Below are 24,106 nucleotides of genomic sequence, written 5' to 3'. Positions count from 1 at the left end.
CGGAGGGTCTCCCCATGTCCGATTCCCAAACCAGCCTGTTCGCCACCGCGCTGGACCAGTTCAACCGTGGCGCCGACCTGGTCGACCTCTCCGACGATCTGCGGTCGATCCTCTCCCAGCCCAAGAACGAGATCATCGTCAACTTCCCGGTGCGTCTCAACGACGGGACCTACCGGGTTTTCCGGGGCTACCGCATCCAGCATTCCAATCTGCTGGGTCCGTACAAGGGCGGAGTCCGATTCCACCCCATGGTCGACCTCGACGAGGTCAAGGCCCTGGCTTCGTGGATGACGTGGAAGTCGGCTCTGTGTGACATCCCGTTCGGCGGAGCAAAGGGCGGCATCTCGTTCGACCCCGACGGACTCGAACCCGACGAGTTGGAGCGGGTCGTCCGACGCTTCACCCACGCCCTGGGCGGCAACATCGGTCCCGACCACGACATTCCGGCGCCCGACCTGGGGTCCAACGCCCAGTCGATGGTCTGGATGATGGACACCTACGCCAATTCCACGGGCGTCACCGAGCGTCAGAACGTCAAGCGCATCGTGACCGGCAAGACGCTGGAGACCGGTGGAAGCCCGGGACGCGAGAAAGCCACCGGCCAGGGCGTGGTGTTCTGCCTCCAGCACTGGGCCGACGAGGTCGGCTTCGACCTGGCAGGTGCCACCGTGAGCATCCAGGGCTTCGGCAACGTGGGCAGTGCCACGGCACGCATCCTCCAGGTGCACGGCGCCAGGGTGGTGGCCGTGTCCGACCATGCCGGCACGGTGGCCGACGAGGACGGCATTGACGCCTTCGAGTTGACCGACTGGGTCAGTGAGCGGGGCTCGGTGGCTGGCTTTCCGGGCGGCATGTGGATCGACACCGACGACTTCTGGACAGTGCCAGCCGACATCGTCGTCCCCGCCGCCCTCGAAAACCAGATAACCGCAGACAATGCGGGCCGGATCCAGGCCAAGGTCATCGTCGAGGCGGCCAACGGGCCAACGACGCTGGATGCCGAGAAGATCCTTGCCCAACGAGACATCGACGTCCTGCCCGACATCCTCGTTAACGCCGGTGGTGTCGTGGTCTCATACTTCGAGTGGCTGCAGAACCGGTCGGCCGAACGCTGGGACCTGGACGACGTGGACTTCAAGTTGCGTGAGACCCTGTGGAAGGCGTGTGACGCCGTGGTCGACCTGCGGGCCGAACTCGAGGTGAGTTCGCGTCGGGACGCCGCCTACGCGGTGGCGCTGCGACGCCTTCAGGTCGTCTACGGGCAGCGGGGCATCTTCCCCTGATCCGGACCCTGCTTATCGGATCAGGCCCGTTCGTCGACGCCCTCGTCGAGGGACTTGACGCCCGCGGCCACGCCACCGCCACGGTCGAGCCGGACCGGGATCGGTCGGTCTCTGCTGGGGAGCCCCCGGAACTCGACGCCGTCGAACCGGGCCTTCGGGCAGCCGTCGGCCTGCTGGGCGTTCCCGAACTGGTGGTCCATGTCCCGGCGGTCACCGACGGCCCGGTGGCCATCAACGACCAGAAGCCGGATGCTTGGGCCGCGGCGTGTGAGGCCCCGATGGTGGAGGCCATTGGCGTGGCCCGGGCCGTCGGCAGCCTTGTCGATCTGGGCGACCCTGGGCCTCAAAGCGGGCCTCTCCGACTGGTGTGGATACTCCCCACGACGGCGCTGGGTGGAAGCGCCGGATTCGTAGGCGTCAGCGCTGCCGGCGAGGGCATCCGGGCACTGGCCAAGGGGGCGGCCAGGCAGTGGGGATCGTCGTGCACCACTGCCGTGCTGGCCGTCTCACCAACGCTTCTGTTCGACGGGTCGGGACCGCCCGACGAGGGATCATTGTCCCCTCCGGCACTCGGAGGACCGGGTGACGTGGCCACCGACGTGGCCTCTCTGGTCGACCTGCTGGCCGACCCCAGGAGCCGATTCGCCACCGGCGGGACACTGGTGGCCGACGGCGGTTCTTGGATGGCCCCGTGAACGCGTCGACCGGACCATCGGGCGCCGGGCTGCTGGACGGACGGGTGGCTCTGGTCACCGGCGGCGGCGCCGGTATAGGACTGGGCCTGGCCACCGCCATGGCCCGCCACGGCGCATCGGTGGTCCTGGCCAGTCGACGATCCGAGACGGGCGAAGCCGCCGCTGTCGAGCTTCGGGCTGAGGGCCTGCAAGCTTCCTGGGTCCGGTGTGACGTGACGGTGCCCGCCGAGATCTCCGCTGCAGTGCTCTCCACAGCGGAGAACCTGGGTCGGCTGGACTGCCTCATCCACAACGCGCTGGATGGCGCGGCCGGCGGTCCGTTGGAGGAAGCCACCGACGAGGGTTGGGCCACACTGGCTGCCACGTCGGTCCGGGCGTCCTACGACTGTGCCCGCATTGCCCATCCCCACCTGAAGGCGACCGGCGGGTCGCTCGTCCTACTGACCTCGGCAGCCGGCATGGAGGGGAGCGAAGCCCGCCCGCTCTACGCCATGGCCAAGGCCGCCCAACGGGGATTCGCCAAGGGACTGGCTGCTGAATGGGGCCCGGACGGGATCCGGGTCAACTGCATCGCGCCGGTGGCCATGACCCCTGCGCTGGCCGGCGCCATCCGCCACGACCCGTCACTGGGCGAACGGTTGGTGGACCGGACGCCGCTGGGCCGAATCGGCGACCCAGTCGACGACGTGGGTCCGGTGGCAGTGTTCCTGGCCGGGGATCTGTCCCGCCACGTGACCGGCCAGACGGTGGTCGTTGACGGCGGAGGGTTCCGGGGCCTGTAGTCGCGGGCTCGTGGCCCGGGAAACCGGTCCTTCGGGAAACGAGTCAGCCGACCTCGGCCAGTGCCGCGGCGGCTCGACGGGCGGCCACCTGCCGGCGACCGATGATCGGTGTGGTAGGAGCAAAGCCGGCCGTGGCCCGTTCGGCCTCCGACTCGCCACCCCAGAATCCGAGCTCGCGATTCTCGCGGGCATGCTGCTTGCAGGATTCCATGACCGGGCAGGCAGCGCAGAGTTGCGCTGCTCGGGCCTCGCGCCGGACCCGGGCCTCGGGACGTTCGGCGAAGGGGGCGAAGAACAGATCACTCTTGTCCCGGCAGAGGACGTCGTCCACCCACCGCATCTCCTGTGAGTCGACGTACAGGTTCGCCGCTGCATCTGACATGGTGTGCTCCCTTCGGAACCCATCTGAGGCCCGGGTTCCGGAGATGGGGCTGGTTACCCCTCCCGCTCACCCGTTCGCCTCTCCGGCGTCCCGCGATCCGACTGCTCGTTGTATGACGCGCCCTTCACCAGGCCGCTTTGCGATGGTAGGAACAGGCGGCGCCGCGCTCCAGTGTTTCGCGATGATTGTTAGAGAACCTACCTATCTATCAAAGTGATAGAAATCTCGCCTTTGGATACCTCCCCACGATAACCACCGGGTAGTAACTACGAGAATTACTCACCGGTAGCAGCCCGTGGAACGGTCCATGGATCAACAATGAACGAATCGCCGGTCTCCCCATGAGACCCGTCGGGCTGGCAGAGTGCACAGGTGCAGGATCAGACACCCAAACACCAGGACGGCCCGTACTTCGAAGAGTTGTCCGTGGATCAGGTCTTCGATCCCGCACCAGCAGTCACCATCGGCTCCGGCGAGGCCGCCGCCTATCAGGCCATCTGCGGCGACCCGTTGGCCACCTCGCTGAGCCGGCCGCTGGCCGAGGCCGTCACCGGTCGACCGGGAGCCCTCGTCAATCCGGCCCTGGTGCTCCACGTGTCGATCGGACAGAGCACCGTGGCCACCCGAACGGTCATCGCCAACCTCTTCTATCGCGGAGTGGCCCTCCGTCGAACGGTCCGCCTCGGTGAGACGCTGCAGAGCAACGTCACCATCCGCGGCCTGCGGGAACTGTCGCGCCGAGACGACCGGCCGGCACGCGGGCTGGTCCTGCTCGGCATCCGGACCACCTGTCTCGACGACGGTGCCACGGTCGCTGACTACGAGCGCTGCGCCATGCTCCGGTTCCGCGACCCCGAGGCCGTCACGGCTCACGATGACGACCTCGGCGGAGCCGACCCCGACATCGACCTGGCTGCCTGGAACGACCTGATCCCGGATGGCTGGGACACCGCCCCGTTGCGCGCCGCTGCGGCGACCACGTCGACCTGGACCCGCGGCACACCGGTCATGGATCCCATGCGGGACACGGTGACCAGCGCCCCGGAGCTGGCACGGCTCACCCAGAACCTCGCTCCGGTTCACCGCGACCCGTCGCTCGGCCCAGGAGGACGACGACTGGTCTACGGCGGCCACACCATCGGCCTGGCCCAGGCATCCCTTACCAGACTGCTCCCCGACACGGCCACCGTCCTGGGCTGGCAGTCATGTGACCACCCGGCACCGGTATTCGAGGGCGATGTGCTCTCATTCCGACACACGCTGCTCGACGAGCAACCTGCTGCCGGCGGACGCCTGCGGGCACTGCAGACCGTGGTTGACGCACAGCGGTCCAACGGATCGTCTGAGTCCGTACTGGACTGGCGCCTCGTCACCTGGGGCGCCTAGCCGAGGGCCACGGCCCCCCGGTCCACCAGGGCGCCCAGCGCACCGGCCGAGAGGCCCAACTCGCCGGTCAGGATCTCTTCGGTGTGCTGGCCGAGCCGTGGCGCCACCATGGCACCACGATCCACGGCGTCCGCTCCCCCGAATGCCAGTGGCGACCCGGGCACGAGGTGACGCCCCACCCCGGGCTGGTCCAGTTCGGCAAACAGCGGGTTGTCCGTAGAGGCACGCGGATCCTCGGCCACCATCTGGACCACCGAGCGATACGGACCCCAGCACACCTCGTGTTCGTCGAGTGCGGTCGCCACCTCAGTCAACGTCCGTTCGGCGAACCAGGGCTCGAACAGGGCACACAACCGGTCCATGGCGAGATAGCGCTCGCCCTCGTCACCGAGGTCGACCTCCAACTCGTCGGCCAGCGCCGCCACCACATCAGCCGTCCCGGTGGCAGCCTGAAGACCCGACCATTGCTTGGCTGTGATTGCCACCACCATGGCCCGCCGACCGTCACTGGTCACAAAGTCACGGCCGAAGGCCCCATAGATGGCGTTGCCCACCCGGTCGCGTTCGGTGCCGTTGACTTGAGCCTCGGCCAGGTTGCCGAGAGCACCCACCGTGGCTAGGGCTACGTCGGCCAGGGCAATGGTCACCAGGCCTCCACCACCACCCAATCGTCGACGCCGGTCAGCGGCCAGCAGGCCGGTGGCTGCCATCTGCCCGCACACCAGATCCCATGCCGGGACCACGTTGTTGACCGGGCGGGGGTCGTCGGGGTGTCCGGTGAGGCTCGGATAGCCCACCGCGCAGTTGACCGTGTAGTCCAGCGCCGTGGTGCCGTCGTGGCTTCCGGTGACCACCACCATCACCAGGTCGTCGTGGCCCAGTTCGCGACTCCTGGTCGTCAGGCGCTCGGGATCCATCCAGCCCCGAGCAGGGAAGTTGGTCAGGAAGTTTCCCGCGCCGGCGATCAGCTCGGTGAGTAGTTCTGTGACCTCGCCGTCCCGGAGGTCAACGGCCAGCGACCGCTTCCCCTTGTTCAGACCGTTCCAGTAGAGGCTGACGCCGTCAGCGGTAAGCGGCCAGCGTCGGTGGTCGATGCCGCCTCCCACCTGATCAAACCGAATCACGTCGGCCCCCAGCTGGGCCAACGTCATACCACCTGACGGCGCCGCCACGAAGGCCGTGCCCTCCACCACCGACAGCCCAGCCAGTGGAGCGGTCACCATCTCCTCAGCCGGGCCAGGAGACTTCAGGACAGGGTTCGAACGTCGTCCAAGACCATGCCGGCGTGGGCCTCCAGGTCCTGGCCTTTGAGGTCGTAGACACGCATGATCGTTCCCTCAGGGTCGATTAGATACGTAACCCGCAGCGGTAAGCCGTGTTCGGCCTCCACTCCATAGGCCTGCCCAACCTCCTTAGTGGTGTCGGCCAGCAGGCGGTATGGAAACCCCTGGTCGTCGGCGAAGTGCTTCTGCGCCTCGACGGTGTCGAAGCTGGCACCCAGCACCACGACACCGGCCTCCTCAAACTCCGGGGTTCGGTCACGGAACCCCCCGCCCTGGACCGTTCAACCGGGGGTGGACGCCATTGGGTACCACCACAGGGCCACCCAGTGGCCGCGGAGGCTGTCTAGCGTTACCAACTCACCGTCTTGGTCGGGCGCCGAGAAATCTGGCGCCTTCGTTCCAACGTCAAGCATGTGTACTCAGCCGGTCGTCCACGCAGACGAGTATGGCCGCTCAACAGCGCCCAGTACGACACCAGTCGTCGCCGGTTGCCGACCCCAGATCAAGCGACCAGCCACCCACCAAGCCACCGGGATCACGCCAACCAGGAGATCGACTGCACCTCGCTGTAGGCCTCGAGTCCGGCGATGCCGCGGTCACGGCCGATGCCGGAGCGTTTGAAGCCACCGAACGGGGCATCGGGATGCGGGACCACGCTGTTCAGCGCCACGTTGCCGGTCTGGATTTGCTGGGCGATTTGCAGAGCCCGGGCGTTGTCGCCGCTGTAGACGTAGCTGTAGAGCCCGTAGTCCGAGTCGTTGGCCAGGCTCACCGCCTCGTCGTCGCCGTCGTGGGCCAGGACGACCACCACCGGACCGAAGGCCTCCTCGCGCACGGCGTGCATGTCGGCCGTGCAATCAGCCAACAACGTGGGCGCCACGAAGTAGCCCGGCAGGTCCGGCCGCTCACCACCACACACCAGGGTGGCCCCGGCGTCGACGCCACCCCGGATGAAGGACTCGACACTGTCGCGCTGTGCCTCACTGACCAGCGGGCCGACCAGGGTGTCACGCTCGGTGGCGTCGCCCACCTTCAGCATCCCGGCCACCGCACCCAGCGTGGACACCAGTTCGTCGACCTTGCTGCGGTGGCAGATCACCCGGGTGGGCGCAGTGCATATCTGGCCGCTGTGAAAGCCCCACACGCTGGCGATGGCGCCCACGGCCTTGCTCACGTCCACGTCATCGGTCATCACCAAGGCGCCCTTGCCACCCAACTCCATGAGGACCCGGGTCATGGACGAAGCACCGTCGGCCATGATCCGCGCACCCACCGCCGACGAACCGGTAAAGCTCACCATCTGCACGTCGGGCGAGGAAACGAGGGCGGCCGGCGCCTCGGTCCCCGACGAGGTCAGGACGTTGACCACTCCCGGAGGTAGGCCCGCCTCGACTACGGCCTCGCCGAGACGCAGGACAGCCAGAGGATCCTGGGGAGCGGGCTTGATGATGCAGGTGTTGCCCATGGCTAGAGCGGGGGCCAACTTGCCGGCCACGTTTACCAGCGGAAAGTTGTACGAGGTGATGCAGGCCACCACGCCGACCGGCCGGCGGTACACCGCGGCACCAACCAGCCCCGCCGGTCCGAGGGCCGAAGCCGCCTGGGTGACGGGCAGCTCGGCACGGTCGAGGTGACGGGGAATGGCGTACTGGGCGTAGCGATCAGCCAGGTTCGGACCGACCTGCATGGTCTCGGCGACGTTGATGGTCGCCCCGGTCTCGGCCTGAACCAGTGCCGACCAAGTCGGGGCCTGAACGCGGAGCACGTCTGCCAGGCGCTGGAGCATGGCGCCCCGCTCGGCGGGCGACGTGGCCGCCCACCCGGGCAGAGCAGCCTTCGCCGCGGCGATCGCCGCCTCGGTGTCGGCCACCGTGGCGTCCGGGGCGTGCCCCACCACGTTGGTGGTGTTGGGGTCGATGATCTCGTAGGTCGAAGCGGTGGCCGTCCACTCGCCGCCGATGAGGAGGCGCCACTGCTCCTGGGGGTCGATGGTCCTGACGTCACCCATGGGTGCTGGCCTCCTACTGCCTGTTCCCGGAACCTGTTCCCGGAACCTGTTCCCGGCAACCGTTTCGATCGCCTCTGACGGTCCGTCAGGTCGTACGGTCATCGTACCGATGGGCCGCGTGCGGTCCCCCACCGGCATGCTGACTACGGTCCCGAGCCATGTACGACGTGTTGATCCGGGGTGGCTGGGTGGTCGACGGAACGGGCGAAGAACGCCGACTAGCCAACGTGGCCATCACCGACGGTCGAATCACCGCCATTGGCCCCGACATTGGGGGCACATCACCCGACGAGGTGGCCCGCACCGTACTGGAGGCCAATGGGCGGGCTGTCTGTCCGGGGTTCATTGACGTCCACACCCACTACGACGCCCAGGTCTTCTGGGACGGCACGCTTAGCCCTTCACCTCTGCATGGGGTCACCACGGTCATCGGGGGGAACTGTGGCTTCACGATCGCGCCGCTGTCCGACAATCCGGCCGACGGCGAGTACCTCATGCGGATGCTCTCGCGCGTCGAGGGCATGCCCTTGGAGTCGCTCCGCGAAGGCGTGCCGTGGAACTGGCGGACCACCGCCGAGTACCTCGATGCCGTCGACCCGCTCCTAGCTGTCAACGCCGGCTTCAAGGTCGGCCACTCGGCTATACGACGGGTCGTCATGGGCGACGAAGCCACTGGACGCGAGGCCACCGATGCGGAGTTGGACGCCATGGCCGCCCTGCTCAGCGACGGCCTGTCGGCCGGCGCCATGGGTTTCTCGTCGACATGGTCGACCACCCACAATGACGCCGAAGGGCGACCGGTCCCCAGTCGGCACGCCTCCCGGAACGAAGTACTCGCCCTCTGTTCGGTGCTCGTCGACTACCCCGGCACCAGCCTCGAGATGCTGGCCGCTGCGGGCGGGCCAACGGACGACGAATCGAAATCCCTGCTCTGCGACATGTCTCTGGCCGCCGGCGGCCGCCAGGTCAACTGGAACGTCATGCAGGTCACCGCCTCCACCATCGACGAATGTTTCGAGAAGTTGGAGGCGTCGTCCTACGCCGCTGAACGGGGCGGCCGCGTGGTAGCCCTCACCATCCCCATGGTCATCGCCGCCCGATTCTCGATGGCCAGCGGCTTCGTGCTGGACGCCATCCCCGGCTGGGCCGAGGTCATGTTCCTCCCCCACGAGGAGAAGAAGCGGGTGCTGGCCGACCCAGCCGAACGCCGACGCCTCGACGATCTGGCTCAGGGTGACCATCCGTTCCGACGGCTGGCCAACTGGGGCGCCATGACCATCTTCGACACCGTTGCGCCTGAGAACGACGGGTGCGATGGTCGCACGGTGGCCGACATCGCTGCGGAGCGGGGTTGCGGCGAGTTCGACGCCCTACTCGACATCTGTCTGGCCGACGACCTCCTGACCTCGTTTGGACGGCCCGACGTACCGGCCTCTGTTGCCGACTGGCAGGCCCGGATCGACATCTGGCGCGATGGCCGGGCGGTCATTGGTGCATCGGACGCCGGAGCCCACCTCGACCTGCTGGCCACCTTCAACTACCCCACCCGGGTGCTCGCTGAGCCGGTCCGCCAGCATGGGCTGCTCTCCCTGGAGGAGGCGATCCACCGGATGACCGCCGTCCAGGCTGACCTGTACGGCCTGGTGGACCGTGGCCGCCTCGTCGAGGGTGCCCACGCCGACGTGATCCTGATCGACGAGGACATCGTGGACTCCGACCCGGTCGCCATGCGCCCCGATCTGCCCGGCGGAGCGGCCCGCCTCTACGCCGGCGCCACCGGTATCGACGACGTTCTGGTAGCCGGTGTGCCTGTGGTGGCCGACGGAGCGTTCACCAAATACCGTCCCGGACGGGTGCTGCGTAGCGGCACCGACAGCCGCTGAGGAAACGCACATGGCCGACCATCGATCCTTCTTTCTGGATGACGCACTCCACGACTACGTCATCGCCCACACCACTCCAACCGACCCGGTCCGTCGGTTGCTCACCGAGGCCACCGCGGCGCTCGGTCCATGGGCCCGGATGCAGGTGGCCGACGACCAGGCCGCCCTGCTCTCCACGCTGGTGCAGGCCATCCGCCCCACACTGGCGGTCGAGGTCGGGACCTTCACCGGTTCGTCGTCGTTGGCCATCGCCCGAGCGTTGCCTCCCGGCGCTCGCCTTTTGTGTTGTGACGTGTCCGACGAGTGGACGGCCATCGCCCGGACCCACTGGGCGATGGCCGGTATCGACGACCGGATCGACCTGGTCATCGCCCCGGCGCTTCAGACGCTGAAGGGGCTGGGCGACGCGGTGGTGGACTTCGCCTTCATCGATGCCGACAAGACCGGTTACCTCGCCTACTACGAGGAACTCGTCCCCCGCCTCTCACCTCACGGCCTGTTGGCCATCGACAACGTCCTGTGGGCCGGCAAGGTGCTCGACCCAGCGGCCGACGACGACGACACCGTGGCGCTTCGGGCGCTCAACGACCGGATCGTCGCCGACGACCGGGTCAAGGTGGTCATGCTGTCCGTCGGCGACGGGCTGACGCTGGTCCGGCGGGCCTGAGCCCGAAGGCACGCAATCCGGACCCCATCTCAACAGCCCAGCCCGGCTGGGGCCGGCACCCAGGGCCACGGGTAGAATCGAATCGCCGGCCGGTAACCCACCGGACCCGATCCCCATCAAGCAGGAGCCCAGTCCCATGGCTGAAGCCGTCATCGTCGCCACCAGTCGCACCGCCATCGGGCGGGCCGGAAAGGGCGGCCTCGTCGAGGCCCGTCCCGACGACCTGTCCGCCTTCATCATCGACGACGTGCTCTCCAAGGTGCCCGCACTGCCTCGTGACCAGATTGAGGACGTCATGTGGGGTACCGCCCAGCCGGGCGGCGAGCAGGGCTACAACCTGGGTCGGGTGGCCAGCCTGCTGGCCGGCCTTGACGCGCCGGGCACCACCGTGAACCGTTACTGCTCATCGTCGCTCCAGACGATCCGCATGGCTGCGCATGCCATCCGGGCCGGCGAGGGTGACGCCTTCGTCTCCGGTGGCGTGGAGTGCGTCAGCCGATTCCAGTTCGGTGCTGCGGACACCGGCTCCCACAACGCCCGCTTCGCCGACGCCGAAGCCCGCACCGCGGGTCGAACTGGTGAGGGCACGGGCGCCTGGGCCGATCCCGACGGTTTGCCCGACATCTACATCGCCATGGGCCAGACGGCTGAGAACGTGGCCGAGCACAAGGGCGTATCCCGTCAGGCCCAGGACGAGTGGGGTGTCCGTTCCCAGAACCGCGCCGAGGCCGCTCAGGTCCGTGGCTTCTTCGAACGGGAAATCACGCCCTACACCCTGCCCGATGGCTCGGTGTTCAGCTCCGACGACGGCATCCGTGCCGGCACTACCTACGAGAAGGTGTCCCAACTCTCGCCGGTGTTCCGTCCCGACGGTACCGTCACGGCTGGCAACGCCTGTCCGCTCAACGACGGCGCCGCTGCGGTGGTCGTCATGAGCGACACCCGGGCTGCCGAGTTGGGCATCAAGCCCTTGGCCCGCATCATTTCGTCCGGCGTGTCGGCTCTCAGCCCTGAGATCATGGGCCTCGGCCCCATCGAGGCCATCCGTCAAGCCCTCGGCCGGGCCGGCATGACCGCCGCCGACATCGACCTGTTCGAGATCAACGAGGCCTTCGCGGCTCAGGTCCTGCCGTCGGCCGACGAGGTCGGCATCGACCTGGACAAGCTGAACGTGAACGGTGGGGCCATTGCCCTGGGCCATCCGTTCGGCATGACCGGTGCCCGCATCATGACCACGCTGCTCAACGGCCTCGAGGACTCCGACAAGGAGTTCGGCGTCGAGTCCATGTGCGTGGGCGGCGGCCAGGGCATGGCCATGGTCGTGCAGCGCCTGAGCTGAGCCACGGCTGGGCCGGACCGGAAGCGGGCGGCCCGCTGTCAGATCACGAAGGGCTCGACCCGGTTGCGGATGCAACGAGCCAGATTCAAAGCCGCCATGGCGGACGTCTTCGGGTTGTCCGGGAGCGGCCGGTTGTCAATCATGACGGTGAGCTGACCAAAGGCACCGCTGACCGAGATCTCGTGTCGATTCGTGGTCGCTGCGGGATCCGCGACAAGCATGACCTTTGTCTGATCAGGGCCGATCCCGGCCAGAGCGGTGGTCATCGCCACGTTGGCGTTTCGTGGATACCGGGACGCCGCCCCGGCAGCCGTGCCACGAAAGATGGTCACTGGCTCGTCAAGGGCCCCGAGATCGAACTCTTCCTCGGCAGGAGTCCCGAGCCACGCCCCCGGCGGCTTCACGATCCGATGCTCGACGTCTCCGATGCCCATCGCCGCCGCCGCAGCCAGGGCATCGACCCCACCCAACGCTCCCGGGTGGACTACGACCCGGGCTCCGTGCCCGATAGCGAGCTCCTCAAGTTCGACCCGCAAGACCTCGTCCGCGAGAGCAGAGGTGGACGACACGATCAGATCGGCGCCCAACTCCAACGCGGCCCTCCCCCACAGCCCTACGGCGTCTCGTCCAGCAGTCTCGACCACGACGTCCGGCCGGAATCCGATCAACTCATCGGGGTCGGTGATCAACTGGGCGCTGGCGGGCAGGTCGGGAGGGACCGGCGTCCCGGACCTCCCGGCGACCGCCACCACCTCGATCGGGTCCTCACCTAGGAACTGGACGGTGGCCCGGGCGATCGACCCCCATCCCACGAAGACGACCCGATGGGATTCCGCGACAGCCATCGTCGACCCGGTTAGGACCCCAGGCCGCACTGCTCGAACGCCTCGCGGGTGATCCGCTTCTCGTCCTCGGTCAGCTCTAGCAGCGGCCCCCGGACCCGGCCGCCGACCTGACCGAGCAACTCCTGCCAGTATTTCTGGTGGGCATGGGGCTTCTCTGCCGGCCGGGTGCCCTTAAGGGCGGCCCGCACCGGATCGAGGCTGGCGCTGATCGATCGTGCGTCGTCGGCTCGCCCCTCGAAGGCCGCCCGGGTGTAGTCGTGCATCCGTCGGTCCGTCGCCGTCTGGAGCAGGAAGGGGGGCGACGAGCACAGGTAGAGCCGCCAGTCCAGTTCCAGGATGTTGTCGAGCCATTCGTCTTCCGACGCAGTGCTTACCTGGATGCGGTCCGAAGCTAGGGCCGTGAGCTCCGAGTACAGCGGCCGGGGCACGCTGTACTTGATGGCCACCACGGTCTCGATGTCGGCCAGACGGTTGCACAGTTCCGGCGACATCAGGTAGCCGCTATCGGGGTGGCTCCACAGGGCGATGCCGATGTCAACCTGTTCGGCGATTGCCCGGTAGTAGCCCAGCAGCGTCTCGTCACGGGCCGAGTGGAAGTGCAGCGCCGGCGCATGTACGACGATGTAGTCGGCCCCCACGTCGGCTGCGTGGCGGGCTAGGTCGATGACCACGTCCATGTTCTGGTCCGAGCACGACATGATCGTGTGGCCCCGTCCCCGGGTCGCTTCGACGGCCAGTTCGAATGACCGCTTGCGTTCATCGACCGACATCGAGAAGAACTCGCCCTGCTTGCCGGCCACGAAGAGGCCTTCGATGCCGAGGTCTTCGGTCCAGTGCCGGACGTTCTCGCGGAAGCCGTCCTCGTCGATGCGGAGGTCCCCGGTAAACGGCATGAGGGCCGCAGCCCAGATGCCCTTCATGTGCTCACGGGCGTACGCCTTAGCGTCGCTTCTGCCGTAGTCCATGTCGTGTGCTCCAGTCCGCCTCAGATGATGGGGATGCTGTGAGAGACGTTCTTGACCACCATGTAGTGGTGGAGGCCCTCGGTGCCGCCTTCACGGCCGTACCCACTTGACTTCACGCCGCCGAACGGTGTCTCGGGAAGCGACGCCTCGAGCATGTTGATCGAGAGGTTGCCGGCCTCCACACGGTCGACCATGCGGTCCACATGGTCTGCCCGGTTGGTGAAGCCGTAGGCAGCCAGTCCGAAGGGCACCGAGTTGGCCCGCTCGATGGCCGTGTCCAGCGAGTCGACCGGATTCACGATGGCCACCGGTCCGAAGGGTTCCTCCTGCATGATCCGGGCATGGTCGGGCACGTCGGCCAGCACCGTCGGCTCGTAGAAGTAGCCGGTGTCGCCGATCCGGTGGCCGCCGGTGGTCAAGGTGCCTCCGGCGGCACACGCGTCGGCAACCAGGTCGCCCACCGAGGCTAGGCGTCGATCATTGGCCACCGGACCCATCTCGACACCGGACTCCAGGCCCGAACCCACCACGGTCCTCTCGCACCGGCGGGTGATCACGTCGAGGAACTGCTCGTAGACGGCCTCGTGGACGAAGAAGCGGGTGGGTGACGTACATACCTGGCCGGCGTTTCGCATGGCCCGGATGGCCGAGGTGGTCGCGGCAGCTTCGACGTCGGTGTCCTCGCAGACAATGACCGGCGCATGTCCGCCGAGTTCCATCAGGACCGATGTCATGTGGTCCGACGCCATGCCGGTGAGGTGACGCCCCACGACCGTTGACCCGGTGAAGGCCACCAATCGGATCACGTCGCTGGCGATCAGGTGCTCGGAGATGTCCGCCGGCACGCCGAACACCAGGTTCAGCACGCCCGGTGGGAGCCCCGCGTCATGGAAGGCCCGGGCGATGTGCATGGCACCGGCCGGTGTCTCCTCGGCGGACTTGAGGATGATCGAGCACCCCGACGCCAGAGCGCCGGCCACCTTGCGGGCCGGCTGGCTGAACGGGAAGTTCCAGGGTGAAAACGCGGCGACTGGTCCGATGGGCTGGTGGTGGACGACGTGCTTAACGTCCGGACCGCTCGGTATGACCCGGCCGTAGGTTCGCATCGCCTCGCCGGCATCCCATTCGAAGAACTCGGCGCCCCGAATCACCTCGGCACGCGCATCAACGAGTGGCTTCCCGTTTTCAAGGGTGATGGCGTGGGCGATCTCCTCCTGACGGGCCCGCATGAGGGCTGCCGCGGCCACGATGAGGGTGGCCCGTTCCCGGGGCGGCGTGGCTCGCCACACCTCGAAACCGGCCGCCGCAGCGGCCAGGGCGTCATCGAGGTCGGTGGAACCGGCAACGGGGACCCGGCCAATCACGTGCTCTGTTGCCGGGTCGATGACCGGCAAATCCGTAGCGGTCGTCCGCCACGCGCCGTCGATGTAGATCTGCAACTCCGGGTAGGTCGTCATGGTCGGCATGTCGTCTCTCGGGTTCGGTGGGGATCTCGCAAGGTCATCAGTCAGAAGCCGGCGCGGATGGCCCATAGGTCGGGAAACGCCGGGCGAAAGAGAGTGGTGGCTAGATAGGCAGCACCGTCGGAACCGCCCGTACCCATGTTCGTGCCGATGGTCCGACGGACCATCATCACGTGCCGGTAGCGCCACTCCTGGAGCCCCTCGTCGAGATCGGTGAGGGTCTCACACAGGCTGGCGAAGCCATCATCCGCATAGCAGGAAACGATGGCGGCCTGGACACCCTCGTCCTCGGTGACTGTCTCGCGGACATCCCGTTGAAGGACGTTGGCCGACAGGTCGTATCCGGCTCGACCCAGGAGGTGAAGTACGGCATCCCAGAGGGTGGGTGCGTCGTATCGGGCCTGCAGACGATCTCCACCCTCGCCCTGGAACCATTCCACCTGCACCCGGTCCTTGATCCCGAGGAGGAACTCGAGCTCGCGGAACTGCGTCGACTGGAAGCCGCTGGCGGTGGCCAGAAACGATCGAAAGCTGGCGAACTCGGCCGGTGTCATCGTCTCGAGCACGTCCACCTGTCCGACCATGGTCTTGAAGATCTTCAGCACCCTCTTGAGGCGATGCCCCGAGGCGTGGACCTTGTCGGCGTCGAGCAGGGTCATGACGTAGTCAAGTTCGTGCAGGAGTTGCTTGAACCAAAGTTCGTAGACCTGGTGGATGACGATGAAGAGCGTCTCGTCATGCTCCGGCTTCCCGGTCTCCGGGTCGGTCGACACGCAACGCTGGAGCGACAGCAGTTCGGGCACCATCAGGTAGCTGCCGTAGGTGAGGTCATCCCGGTTGCCGAACGGGTTCTCGAGAGGAAGGTTCATGCGATCGACAACGCCTCGGGGTCAGCCAACGGATCAAGTGCCGGCAACTCAGGTAGCAAGGCGACCAGGCCGTCGACGTCGACTGCAGGGTCGGCCATGGCTGCCGTAAGAAGCTCGGCCTGCCGGGCGGCCCGGTCCCGAGCCTCCGCATAGGGCATGGTCGAGAACATCACCATGTTGTATCGGGGACTCAGGTGGCCAGGATGGCGACGTTCCAGTTCGAGCGCCAATGACCGACTGGCCACATGGTCCGGGTCGATCACCCCAGCTCGCATCTCGAGGTAGTTGTCCAGCGCCATGTCGGCAATGGCCTCGGCATCAGGCTTGCGCTCGCACTCATAGCGCCGGAACGCGCGACCGAGGTCATCAGGTGCCTCCCGTAAGTGCCGATCAAGGGCCCGGACCGATTCCATGGCCAGGTTCATGCCCTGACCGTGGAACGGAACAATGGCGTGCGCGGCGTCTCCCACCAACACCGCCCGGTCCTCGTGGCTCCACCCAGTAGCCCGCATGGTGCCCAACGGGCCCGTGGGGTTGGTCTGGAACTGCTCGACCAGGTCGGGAACCAGTGCAGCGAAGTCACCGAACTCCGAGTCGAAGAACTCCCGGACGGCGCCGGTCGATGAGAGCGCCCCGAACGTTGCCGTCGGAGCGAAGAGGGTGACCGTGAAGTCACCGGTCGGGTTGGCCAGAGCAATCAGCATGAACTCGCCCCGGGGCCAGAGGTGCAGGGCGTTGGGGTCCAACTGGTAGCTCCCGTTTGCGGCCGGCGGCAGGGTCAGCTCCTTATAGCCGTGGTCCAGCCACTGGGTCTCAAATCGGCAGGAGTTCTGCTCGACCATGGACGCCCGCACCCGCGAGCCCGCTCCATCGGCCCCGAACACCACCCCGAAGCGCTCCGTCCGTCCACCGACAAACCGCAGGACCGACTGATCGAAATCGACTGACTCCAACTCGGCCCCGAACTCAATCCTGACCTGCCCGGTTGCCTCCGCGGCATCCAACAGGATGGCGTTCAGGCCGGTGCGGGAAACCGAATGGATGACCTCATGGGCCCGACTCCCGTAGGGGTGCAGTGCAGGCGTCGGATCATCGACCGCGTGGACCAACCGCCCGCGCATGGGGATGGTGATCTCGTCGACCCGTTCGATTACACCGACGTCGACGAGGGGGACGATCCCGCGGGTAGCCAAAGCCAGGTTGATCGACCGTCCGGCACCGATGTCGGTACGGCGCAGGTCTGGTCGGCTCTCGTAGAGCGTCACGTCGTGACCCTGGCGCGCTAGGTAGATCGAGAGCAGCGCACCGGCCTGTCCGCCGCCGACCACCGTCATTTGACCCGTCACGAGACGATCCGGTCCAGGACATCAATGAGGCGGTCGATGTCGGCGAACGAGTTGTAGAGCGGGACGGGGGCAACACGGATCACGTCAGGCTCGCGCCAGTCGCCGTACACCCGCTCCTCCTGCAGGGCCCGGAAGACCCGTTGACCGTCGCCGGCTACCACCCGCAGCGCGTGCTGACACCCACGCTCGGCCAGCGCCTTCGGCGTGACGTTTTCGACCCGGCCGGCGAGGGTCTCGGCCAACCGTCGATCGAGGAACCCGATCTGGCGCTCGGCCTTGGCCCGCAGCACGCTCATGCCACCGGCCTGCTCGATCACGTCGAGCGATGCCCGCAGGGCCGCCATCGGAAGGACGGGGGCATTTGACAGCTGCCACGACTCCACGGTGGGGATGGGCACGAACCGGGTGGCCATCTCGAACCGGGTCGAAGGATCGGTGCCCCACCAGCCGAGGAACTTGGGAAGATCCGGATCATCGACATGGTCGCGGTGGACAAACGCCCCACCCACGCCCCCTGGGCCGCCGTTCAGGTACTTGTAGGAGCACCAGACGGCGAAATCGACGCCCCATTCGTGGAGGTCGAGCTCGATGTTGCCAATGGCATGGGCAAGGTCAAACCCGACCATCGCACCCACCTCGTGCCCGGCGACCACCACGTCGGCCATGGGCAACACCTGGCCCGTGTAGTACTGCACGCCAGGCAGGAGTACCACCGACAGCTCCTCGCCGTGCTCGGCAATGACCGCCAGAAGATCCTCGGGTCGAAGCGTCTCCTCTCCCTCACGTGGGGAAACGGTGACCAACGACGTCTCAGGATCAAAGCCGCGCTGGCGAATCTGGGACTCGACAGCAAAGTGGTCTGACGGGAAGGCGTGGTCCTCGATCAGGATCTTGTGGCGGTTCGCCGTCGGTCGGTAGAAGCTGACCAGGAGCAGGTGAAGGTTGACGGTCAATGAGTTCATGGCCACGACCTCGTCCGCGTGGGCGCCGGTGATGTCAGCCAGTTGCCGGGTTAACAGCTCGTGGTAGCCCTTCCACGCCAGATCCCCGGTGTCATGGCCCTCGCCGCCGAGCGTGGCCCACCGGTCAAACTCGGCGACAACGTGATCACGTGCAGCCCTCGGAAGAGCCCCGAGCGAGTTTCCGATGAGGTAGGTGCCATCGGGAATCTCGAACTCGTAGCGCAGGCCGGCCAGCGGATCAGCGGCGTCCAGTTGAGATGCATCGAGCCTGACGCCGGTCGGCGTTGACACGGGATTCACAGACGGGCCCCGGTGCCGGGATGGAGGGTCCCGCAGTTGGGGCAGGTCCGGGCGCCCTCGTCCTCGTTGAAAGCAGCGAAGAGCGGTGGGAGGTCGGCATCGATGGCCTGGAGCTGGAGTTCGACCCGGTGGACGAGGCGGGCACAAGAAAAGCAGACCCACTCGAACCCGTCTAGCTCCCCAATGGGTCGCTGGTACTCGACAACCAGTCCGACCGAATCGGGATCCGGGCGCTGGGGCGAGTGCCGGACACCGGGAGGAAGCAGGTAGACGTCGCCCTCGCGGATCGGCATGTGAAAGGGCTCAGTGCCCTCCTCCGACCAGATCACTAGGTCCATGTCTCCCAGGATCTGGTAGAAGAACTCCTCCCGCGGATCGTCGTGGAAGTCATTGCGTTCGTTTCCGCCGCCGACGATCATCACGATCATGTCGGCATCCCGCCAAATCTGCCGGTTGGCTACCGGTGGGGTGAGCTCTTCACGGTGGTCACGGATCCAGGCCCCGAGGTTGAAGGGTCGTCGATCCAACGGATCCGGGTCGTACTCGGTCATGCCTGTCTCCTCCATGGTGCCCGGTTCACTCAGCGGGAGCCTGGTGGCCCGCCACGGCCCCGGCACCAGAATCCAGGAACGCCGTGACCTCCCGCAGATGTCTGACCAACTCGGTCAGGTCGCCCGCACCGGCCAGCGCCTCGGCCTCGAGACGGGTGGCCTCGTCCATGAGCGCGGTGGTCAGCAACGAACCCTCGGCCGTGATGGCCACGACCCGCTGGCGTCGGTCCTCCGAGCTGACCGTCCTGGTCACCAAGCCCCGCTCCTCGAGCCGTTGCAGTGCGTGGGTCACCGTCGGCTGGGGACTCAGCGACGCAGTGGCCAACTCGGCCACCCGCAGTTCCCCGAGCTCCTCGAGGACGACGAGGACCCGCCACTCGGAGCGAGCCACACCAGATCGGTTGAGAGCGGCGTAGAACGGTGCCGACAACGTCTGGTCGGCCTGCCGGAGCAGGTAAGGGAGATAGCGACCCAGGAAGGGCGCCCGGCGTGACGACATGGTTTGCAGAATATATTCATAAGAATCTATTGTCAACGCACCGATGACCTTTAACCAGATCCGACCGAGGGGACCGATCACATGACCCTGCGCTGGACGTCGATGACCGACGTCGACCGGGAACGTGAGTACTCGCCGAGTTCCTGCCTCGCGGACGGTGACTACCAGCCCTACGTGGTGCACTACCGACGGGCCAGCGATGCCGCATGGTCTCGCGTCCTGGAGCGGTCCGAATCATCCACCCACGCCATCGCATTCGGGGATTTGGGTACCCGGACCATCGACGTCGCTGTCCCCACCAGCGACCAGCCCGTTCCGCTGCTGGCATTCATCCATGGCGGATATTGGCAGGAACTCACGGCAGCGGACTCACGCTTCGCTGCTGACGCCTGCCTCTCCCGGGGATGGGGCTTTGCGGCGATCGACTACACCCTCGCCCCAGATGCATCACTCGACCAGATCGTCGAGGAGTGTTGCCAGGCCGTCCGCTCCCTGGCAGACCGGGCCGAATCACTCGGCGTCGACGCCACCCGTCTAGTCCTCGCCGGGAGTTCAGCTGGGGCGCACCTTGCGGCCATGGCCGCCATCAACTCCGGGGAAGACGGCCCGGAACGAGCCGGCACCAACACAGGCGTCGCCGGCGTGGTACTGGTGTCGGGGATCTTCGAGTTGGAACCGTTGATCGGCACGTCGATCAATGAGCAACTCGGCCTCGACCGACCATCGGCCCAACGAAACAGTCCACTGGGGCTCGACGTGGCCGGCATCCCGACCGCGCTCGTGGCCTACGGATCCGACGAAACCTCGGAGTTCAAGGCTCAGTCCGACGCCTTTGGCCGACATCTCGAAGCGGCCGGTACGGCGGTCTCCATGCTGGAGATCGCCGGGCGAAACCACTTCGACGTCATCCTCGACCTTGCCGAACCCGACACACCCCTCGGCGACGCCGTGGAACGGTTGATGCGCTCCCTCTGAGGTCTCGCTACCCCTGCCCGCCGGAGGCGTCCTGGACCGAGACCTTGCCGGCGCTGATCCACGGCATCATGGCCCGCAACTCCGAACCGACCTTCTCGATACGGTGCTCGCGGCCCTCTTCCTCGAGGCGGTAGAAGTTCTCACGACCACCGTGGGCCTCAGCGACCCACTCCTCGGCGAAGACGCCGGTCTGGATCTCTTTGAGGATCTGCTTCATGGTGGCCCGGACGTCGTCGTTGACGACCCGCGGCCCACGGGACAGGTCGCCGTATTCGGCGGTGTCCGACACCGAGTAGCGCATGCCCCCGATGCCCTGTTCGTACATGAGGTCCACGATCAACTTGAGCTCGTGGAGGCATTCGAAGTAGGCGATCTCCGGCTGGTAGCCGGCGTCGACGAGCGTGTCGAAGGCGCTCCGAACCAGTTCGGTCATTCCGCCACACAGCACGACCTGCTCGCCGAACAGGTCGGTCTCGCACTCCTCGGTGAACGTGGTCTCGATGACTCCGGCGCGAGCACCACCCACACTGTCGGCGTACGCCAGGGCTAGGGCCTTGGCGCCACCAGTCGGGTCCTGCTCCACCGCAATGAGGCACGGCACGCCGCCGCCCTCCTCGTAGGTCCGACGCACCAGGTGGCCAGGACCCTTGGGAGCGACCATGATCACGTCGACGTCGGCCGGCGGGGCGATCAGGTCGAAGCGGATGTTGAAACCGTGGGCGAACGCCAGGGCGTCACCGGCTGACAGGTTGGGAGCGATGTGCTCCTCGTAGACCGCCGCCTGATCGGTGTCGGGCAACAGGATCATGATCACGTCGGCCCATGCCGAGGCGTCTGACAGGGACTTCACGGCGAGCCCGGCCTCCGATGCCTTGGCGGCCGACGAGGAGCCGTCACGCAGGCCAACGCATACGTCGATGCCCGACTCCTTCAGGTTCAGGGCATGTGCGTGGCCCTGGGAGCCGTAGCCGAGGATGGCCACCTTGCGCTCCGCGATCGCTGAACGGTCAACGTCCTTCTCATAGTAGATGTTCGCCACTGGATTCTCCTGGCTTGTGGTCGGTCGGCCTCACGGCCGTATCGGTCTGGCTATCGGGAAAATGGGATTTCAAAGGGGGTGCTCGGAAGAAGCTTCAGTCCAGCGCGTCATCGAGAACGGGCAAGGCCACCCGACCCGTTCGCTGCAACTCGATGATGCCGTACTCGCGGAGCAGGTCCTCGAACTCGTCGACCCGGCGAGGCGGACCGACGAGCGACAACATCATACGATCGGTACTCAGGCTCAAGACCTTGCCGCCGGCCCGATCCAGGTGCTCCACGATCTCATCGCGACGGTCCGGCTCGGCGGTCACCGTGACCAGCATCAGCTCGCGCTCTACGGCCTGACCTGGGCCTAGCTCGCGGATCTCGACGACGTTCACCAACTTGTCCAGCTGCTTGACGATCTGGTCAAGCGGGGCCGACTCGAGGTCGACCACTACGGTGATCCGACTCATGTCCTCGTCGTCGGTGGGCGCCACCGCGAGCGACTCGATGTTGAAGGCCCGACGGGCGAACAACGATGCCACCCGGGCCAGCACGCCTGACTTGTTCTCAACGGTCACGACCAGCGTGTGGTAGCGGTGCTCCGCCTCATGGACGTTCATCGGGGCTGCCCCTCCTGGAACCCGGGCACCATAAGTTCAGAGTTGGCGGCACCCGACGGCACCATCGGGAAGACCTTCTCAGATGCAGCCACCCGGAAGTCGATGACCACCGGCCGATCGTCGACCTCGTTGGCCTTGGCGATGGCCACGTCGACCTCGTCGGGGTCGTCGACCCGGATGCCCACGCACCCCATCGACTCGGCCCACATCTTGAAGTCGGGAACGTCGGACGAGAGAGAAACCTCGGAGTAGCGCTCGTCGTAGAACATCTCCTGCCACTGGCGAACCATCCCGAGGTAGGAGTTGTTCAGCAGTGCCACCTTGATGGGAATGTTCTCGACGGTGGCCGTGACCAGTTCCTGAGCCGTCATCTGGAAGCAGCCGTCACCGTCGATTGCCCACACCTCCCGGTCCGGGAAAGCCACCTTGGCCCCGATGGCCGCCGGGATGGAGAAGCCCATCGTCCCGAGTCCACCCGAGTTGATCCAAGTGTAGGGATGGTCGAAGGTCCAGTACTGGCTGGCCCACATCTGGTGCTGACCCACGCCGGAGGTCACGATGGTGTCGTCCGGGGTGGCGTCACGGAGACGCTCGATGACGTACTGGGGCTTCAGCGGCTCACCGGGAGCCCACGGCTCGTAGGCCAGCGGGTAGCGCTCCTGCCAGCCGCTGATCCGCGACCTCCAGGCCGACCGATCGGCGTCACCGGCACCGTTGCCCGACAATTCGTCGACCAGTGCCTCGATGGCCACCCGGACATCGCCCTGGATGGCCACGTCGGGCCGGCGCACCTTGCCCAGCTCAGCGGGATCGATGTCGACGTGGATGATCTTCGCCTCGGGGGCAAACCCGTCGAGCTTTCCGGTCACCCGGTCGTCGAACCGGGCGCCGAGGGTAATGAGCAGATCGGACTCCTGCATGGCGGTGACCGCCGTGTAGTTCCCGTGCATGCCCGGCATGCCTAGACACAGTTCATGGCTGTCCGGGAATGCACCTCGAGCCATGAGCGTGGTGACCACGCTGATGCCAGTCAACTCAGCCAGGGCGCGCAACGCATCGGCGGCTCGCGCCTTGAGGATTCCACCACCCACGTAGAGCACCGGGCGCTCGGCAACCCGGATCAGGCCCGCGGCCGCCGCAATGAGGTCGACGTCGACCGCGGTCTGCGGTTGGTAGCCAGGCAGGTCCATCTCGACGTCGTCATGCCACGTCATAGCCGATCGGGGGTTGACGGGGTCGACGATGTCCTTGGGAATGTCGACCAGCACCGGACCCGGCCGACCCGTGGTGGCGATGTGGAACGCCTCCTTGATGGTCCGCGGGATGTCCTGAGCCTCGGTGACCAAGAAGTTGTGCTTGGTGATCGATTGCGTGATGCCCGTCGTGTCGCACTCCTGGAAAGCATCGGTGCCGATCGCCGCGTACGGGACCTGGCCGGTGACCACGACCATGGGCACCGAATCAAGGTAGGCGTCACACAGCGGCGTGACGATGTTGGTGGCCGCGGGGCCGCTGGTCACCATGGCCACACCCGGGCGCCCCGTGGCATGGGCATAGCCCTCGGCCATGTGGCCGGCGCCCTGCTCGTGTCGGACTAGAACGTGGCGGATAGACGAGTCGATGATCGGGTCGTAGACCGGGAGAATCGCCCCTCCTGGCAGGCCGAACATGACATCCACACCCTCTTCCTCGAGGGCACGGATGAGGGCTCTACCGCCGTCCATTTCTTCTGTGGCCATGTCGAACTCGGATCTGGGGGAAAGGCTGCCTGGTCTGGTATCTCAACTGGTTTATGAACTGGGCTGAAAAGTGGAAACGACCTCCCGCTGTGGGAGGTCGAGGCACGCAACCGTTTGGGACCCACCGTGTGCGGGCGGGGCGCGTGCCTACGGCAGTACGACTACCCGGATGCGGGCAAAGGAAGTGGAGTCGATCTGCATGATTAGCAATTATGCGCTGGTGGCACCTCGGACCACA

General features: G+C 66.6%; 24 protein-coding genes. 8 read left to right on the top strand and 16 right to left on the bottom strand.

The annotated features are described in order from the left end of the window. Positions 1–14: 14 nt before the first annotated feature. Complete coding sequence (locus QF777_00710; protein MDP6910070.1) at positions 15–1,283, top strand: Glu/Leu/Phe/Val dehydrogenase; 1,269 nt, start codon at positions 15–17, stop codon at positions 1,281–1,283. A gap of 20 nt (positions 1,284–1,303) precedes the next feature. Here the strand turns inward: QF777_00710 and QF777_00705 are convergent, their stop codons facing one another. Further along, complete coding sequence (locus QF777_00705; GenBank protein ID MDP6910069.1) at positions 1,304–1,483, bottom strand: hypothetical protein; 180 nt, start codon at positions 1,481–1,483, stop codon at positions 1,304–1,306. On the opposite strand from QF777_00705, the gene QF777_00700 reads away from it, so the two are divergent. Together QF777_00700 and QF777_00695 are read left to right on the top strand one after the other, a co-directional pair. Continuing rightward, complete coding sequence (locus QF777_00700; protein ID MDP6910068.1) at positions 1,475–1,978, top strand: hypothetical protein; 504 nt, start codon at positions 1,475–1,477, stop codon at positions 1,976–1,978. The genes QF777_00705 and QF777_00700 overlap by 9 nt on opposite strands. Beyond that, a complete protein-coding gene (locus tag QF777_00695) occupies positions 1,975–2,760 on the top strand; it encodes an SDR family oxidoreductase (GenBank protein MDP6910067.1) in 786 nt (261 codons plus the stop codon). The genes QF777_00700 and QF777_00695 overlap by 4 nt, the downstream gene beginning before the upstream one ends. A gap of 43 nt (positions 2,761–2,803) precedes the next feature. Here QF777_00695 and QF777_00690 read toward each other — a convergent pair whose 3' ends face one another. After that, positions 2,804–3,142 (bottom strand): WhiB family transcriptional regulator, encoded by a 339-nt coding sequence (locus QF777_00690; protein MDP6910066.1) that lies wholly within the window; start codon positions 3,140–3,142, stop codon positions 2,804–2,806. Between the two features lie 372 nt (positions 3,143–3,514). On the opposite strand from QF777_00690, the gene QF777_00685 reads away from it, so the two are divergent. Next, positions 3,515–4,528 (top strand): hypothetical protein, encoded by a 1,014-nt coding sequence (locus tag QF777_00685; protein MDP6910065.1) that lies wholly within the window; start codon positions 3,515–3,517, stop codon positions 4,526–4,528. Here the strand turns inward: QF777_00685 and QF777_00680 are convergent. From QF777_00680 to QF777_00670, 3 genes are all read right to left on the bottom strand, one after another. After that, positions 4,525–5,751 (bottom strand): CoA transferase, encoded by a 1,227-nt coding sequence (locus QF777_00680; protein ID MDP6910064.1) that lies wholly within the window; start codon positions 5,749–5,751, stop codon positions 4,525–4,527. The two genes, QF777_00685 and QF777_00680, sit on opposite strands and share 4 nt — an antisense overlap. 23 nt (positions 5,752–5,774) lie before the next feature. Further along, on the bottom strand, positions 5,775–6,224 hold the full coding sequence (locus QF777_00675) for a peroxiredoxin (protein MDP6910063.1): 450 nt from the start codon (positions 6,222–6,224) through the stop codon (positions 5,775–5,777). Positions 6,225–6,346: 122 nt separating this feature from the next. Then, positions 6,347–7,819, bottom strand: a complete 1,473-nt coding sequence (locus tag QF777_00670) for an aldehyde dehydrogenase family protein (GenBank protein ID MDP6910062.1) — start codon at positions 7,817–7,819, stop codon at positions 6,347–6,349. Positions 7,820–7,977: 158 nt separating this feature from the next. Between QF777_00670 and QF777_00665 the strand changes: the two genes are divergently transcribed. From QF777_00665 to QF777_00655, 3 genes are all read left to right on the top strand, one after another. Further along, complete coding sequence (locus QF777_00665; protein ID MDP6910061.1) at positions 7,978–9,702, top strand: amidohydrolase family protein; 1,725 nt, start codon at positions 7,978–7,980, stop codon at positions 9,700–9,702. 10 nt (positions 9,703–9,712) lie between these two features. Continuing rightward, positions 9,713–10,369, top strand: coding sequence for a class I SAM-dependent methyltransferase (locus QF777_00660; GenBank protein MDP6910060.1), 657 nt, complete (start codon positions 9,713–9,715; stop codon positions 10,367–10,369). Between the two features lie 136 nt (positions 10,370–10,505). Continuing rightward, positions 10,506–11,708 carry an acetyl-CoA C-acetyltransferase gene (locus QF777_00655; GenBank protein MDP6910059.1) on the top strand — a complete coding sequence of 401 codons (1,203 nt, stop codon included), beginning with the start codon at positions 10,506–10,508 and terminating at the stop codon, positions 11,706–11,708. A 38-nt stretch (positions 11,709–11,746) separates the two neighbouring features. On the opposite strand, the gene QF777_00650 is transcribed toward QF777_00655, so the two are convergent. From QF777_00650 to QF777_00615, 8 genes are read right to left on the bottom strand one after another with little or no spacing between them, the layout of a single operon-like run. Next, complete coding sequence (locus QF777_00650; GenBank protein ID MDP6910058.1) at positions 11,747–12,553, bottom strand: aspartate dehydrogenase; 807 nt, start codon at positions 12,551–12,553, stop codon at positions 11,747–11,749. An 11-nt stretch (positions 12,554–12,564) separates the two neighbouring features. After that, the gene (locus QF777_00645) at positions 12,565–13,518 is read right to left on the bottom strand and encodes a dihydrodipicolinate synthase family protein (protein ID MDP6910057.1); all 954 of its coding nucleotides are present in this window, start codon (positions 13,516–13,518) and stop codon (positions 12,565–12,567) included. Positions 13,519–13,538: 20 nt separating this feature from the next. After that, positions 13,539–14,984, bottom strand: coding sequence for an NAD-dependent succinate-semialdehyde dehydrogenase (locus QF777_00640; protein ID MDP6910056.1), 1,446 nt, complete (start codon positions 14,982–14,984; stop codon positions 13,539–13,541). A 41-nt stretch (positions 14,985–15,025) separates the two neighbouring features. Further along, positions 15,026–15,850, bottom strand: coding sequence for a tryptophan 2,3-dioxygenase family protein (locus QF777_00635; GenBank protein ID MDP6910055.1), 825 nt, complete (start codon positions 15,848–15,850; stop codon positions 15,026–15,028). Beyond that, positions 15,847–17,196 (bottom strand): NAD(P)/FAD-dependent oxidoreductase, encoded by a 1,350-nt coding sequence (locus tag QF777_00630; GenBank protein MDP6910054.1) that lies wholly within the window; start codon positions 17,194–17,196, stop codon positions 15,847–15,849. Before QF777_00630 ends, QF777_00635 begins: the two co-directional genes overlap by 4 nt. Beyond that, positions 17,193–18,449, bottom strand: coding sequence for a kynureninase (gene kynU, locus QF777_00625; protein ID MDP6910053.1), 1,257 nt, complete (start codon positions 18,447–18,449; stop codon positions 17,193–17,195). Before kynU ends, QF777_00630 begins: the two co-directional genes overlap by 4 nt. Before the next feature lie 5 nt (positions 18,450–18,454). Beyond that, entirely contained in the window at positions 18,455–19,009 is a 555-nt protein-coding gene (locus QF777_00620; GenBank protein MDP6910052.1) for a 3-hydroxyanthranilate 3,4-dioxygenase, read from the bottom strand. A 25-nt stretch (positions 19,010–19,034) separates the two neighbouring features. Next, the gene (locus QF777_00615) at positions 19,035–19,508 is read right to left on the bottom strand and encodes a MarR family transcriptional regulator (GenBank protein ID MDP6910051.1); all 474 of its coding nucleotides are present in this window, start codon (positions 19,506–19,508) and stop codon (positions 19,035–19,037) included. Positions 19,509–19,589: 81 nt separating this feature from the next. On the opposite strand from QF777_00615, the gene QF777_00610 reads away from it, so the two are divergent. After that, complete coding sequence (locus QF777_00610) at positions 19,590–20,483, top strand: alpha/beta hydrolase (protein ID MDP6910050.1); 894 nt, start codon at positions 19,590–19,592, stop codon at positions 20,481–20,483. 7 nt (positions 20,484–20,490) lie between these two features. On the opposite strand, the gene ilvC is transcribed toward QF777_00610, so the two are convergent. The 3 genes from ilvC to QF777_00595 form a co-directional block, all read right to left on the bottom strand. Beyond that, positions 20,491–21,522 carry a ketol-acid reductoisomerase gene (ilvC, locus tag QF777_00605; GenBank protein ID MDP6910049.1) on the bottom strand — a complete coding sequence of 344 codons (1,032 nt, stop codon included), beginning with the start codon at positions 21,520–21,522 and terminating at the stop codon, positions 20,491–20,493. Between the two features lie 94 nt (positions 21,523–21,616). Continuing rightward, positions 21,617–22,129, bottom strand: a complete 513-nt coding sequence (ilvN, locus tag QF777_00600) for an acetolactate synthase small subunit (GenBank protein MDP6910048.1) — start codon at positions 22,127–22,129, stop codon at positions 21,617–21,619. Continuing rightward, a complete protein-coding gene (locus QF777_00595; GenBank protein MDP6910047.1) occupies positions 22,126–23,868 on the bottom strand; it encodes an acetolactate synthase large subunit in 1,743 nt (580 codons plus the stop codon). Before QF777_00595 ends, ilvN begins: the two co-directional genes overlap by 4 nt. Positions 23,869–24,106: the final 238 nt, after the last annotated feature.

This window comes from Acidimicrobiales bacterium, from assembly GCA_030747595.1.
Classification (GTDB): domain Bacteria; phylum Actinomycetota; class Acidimicrobiia; order Acidimicrobiales; family MedAcidi-G1; genus UBA9410.
The sequence above is the reverse complement of the archived record's forward strand: the minus strand, read 5'-3'. Positions and strand labels throughout refer to the sequence as shown.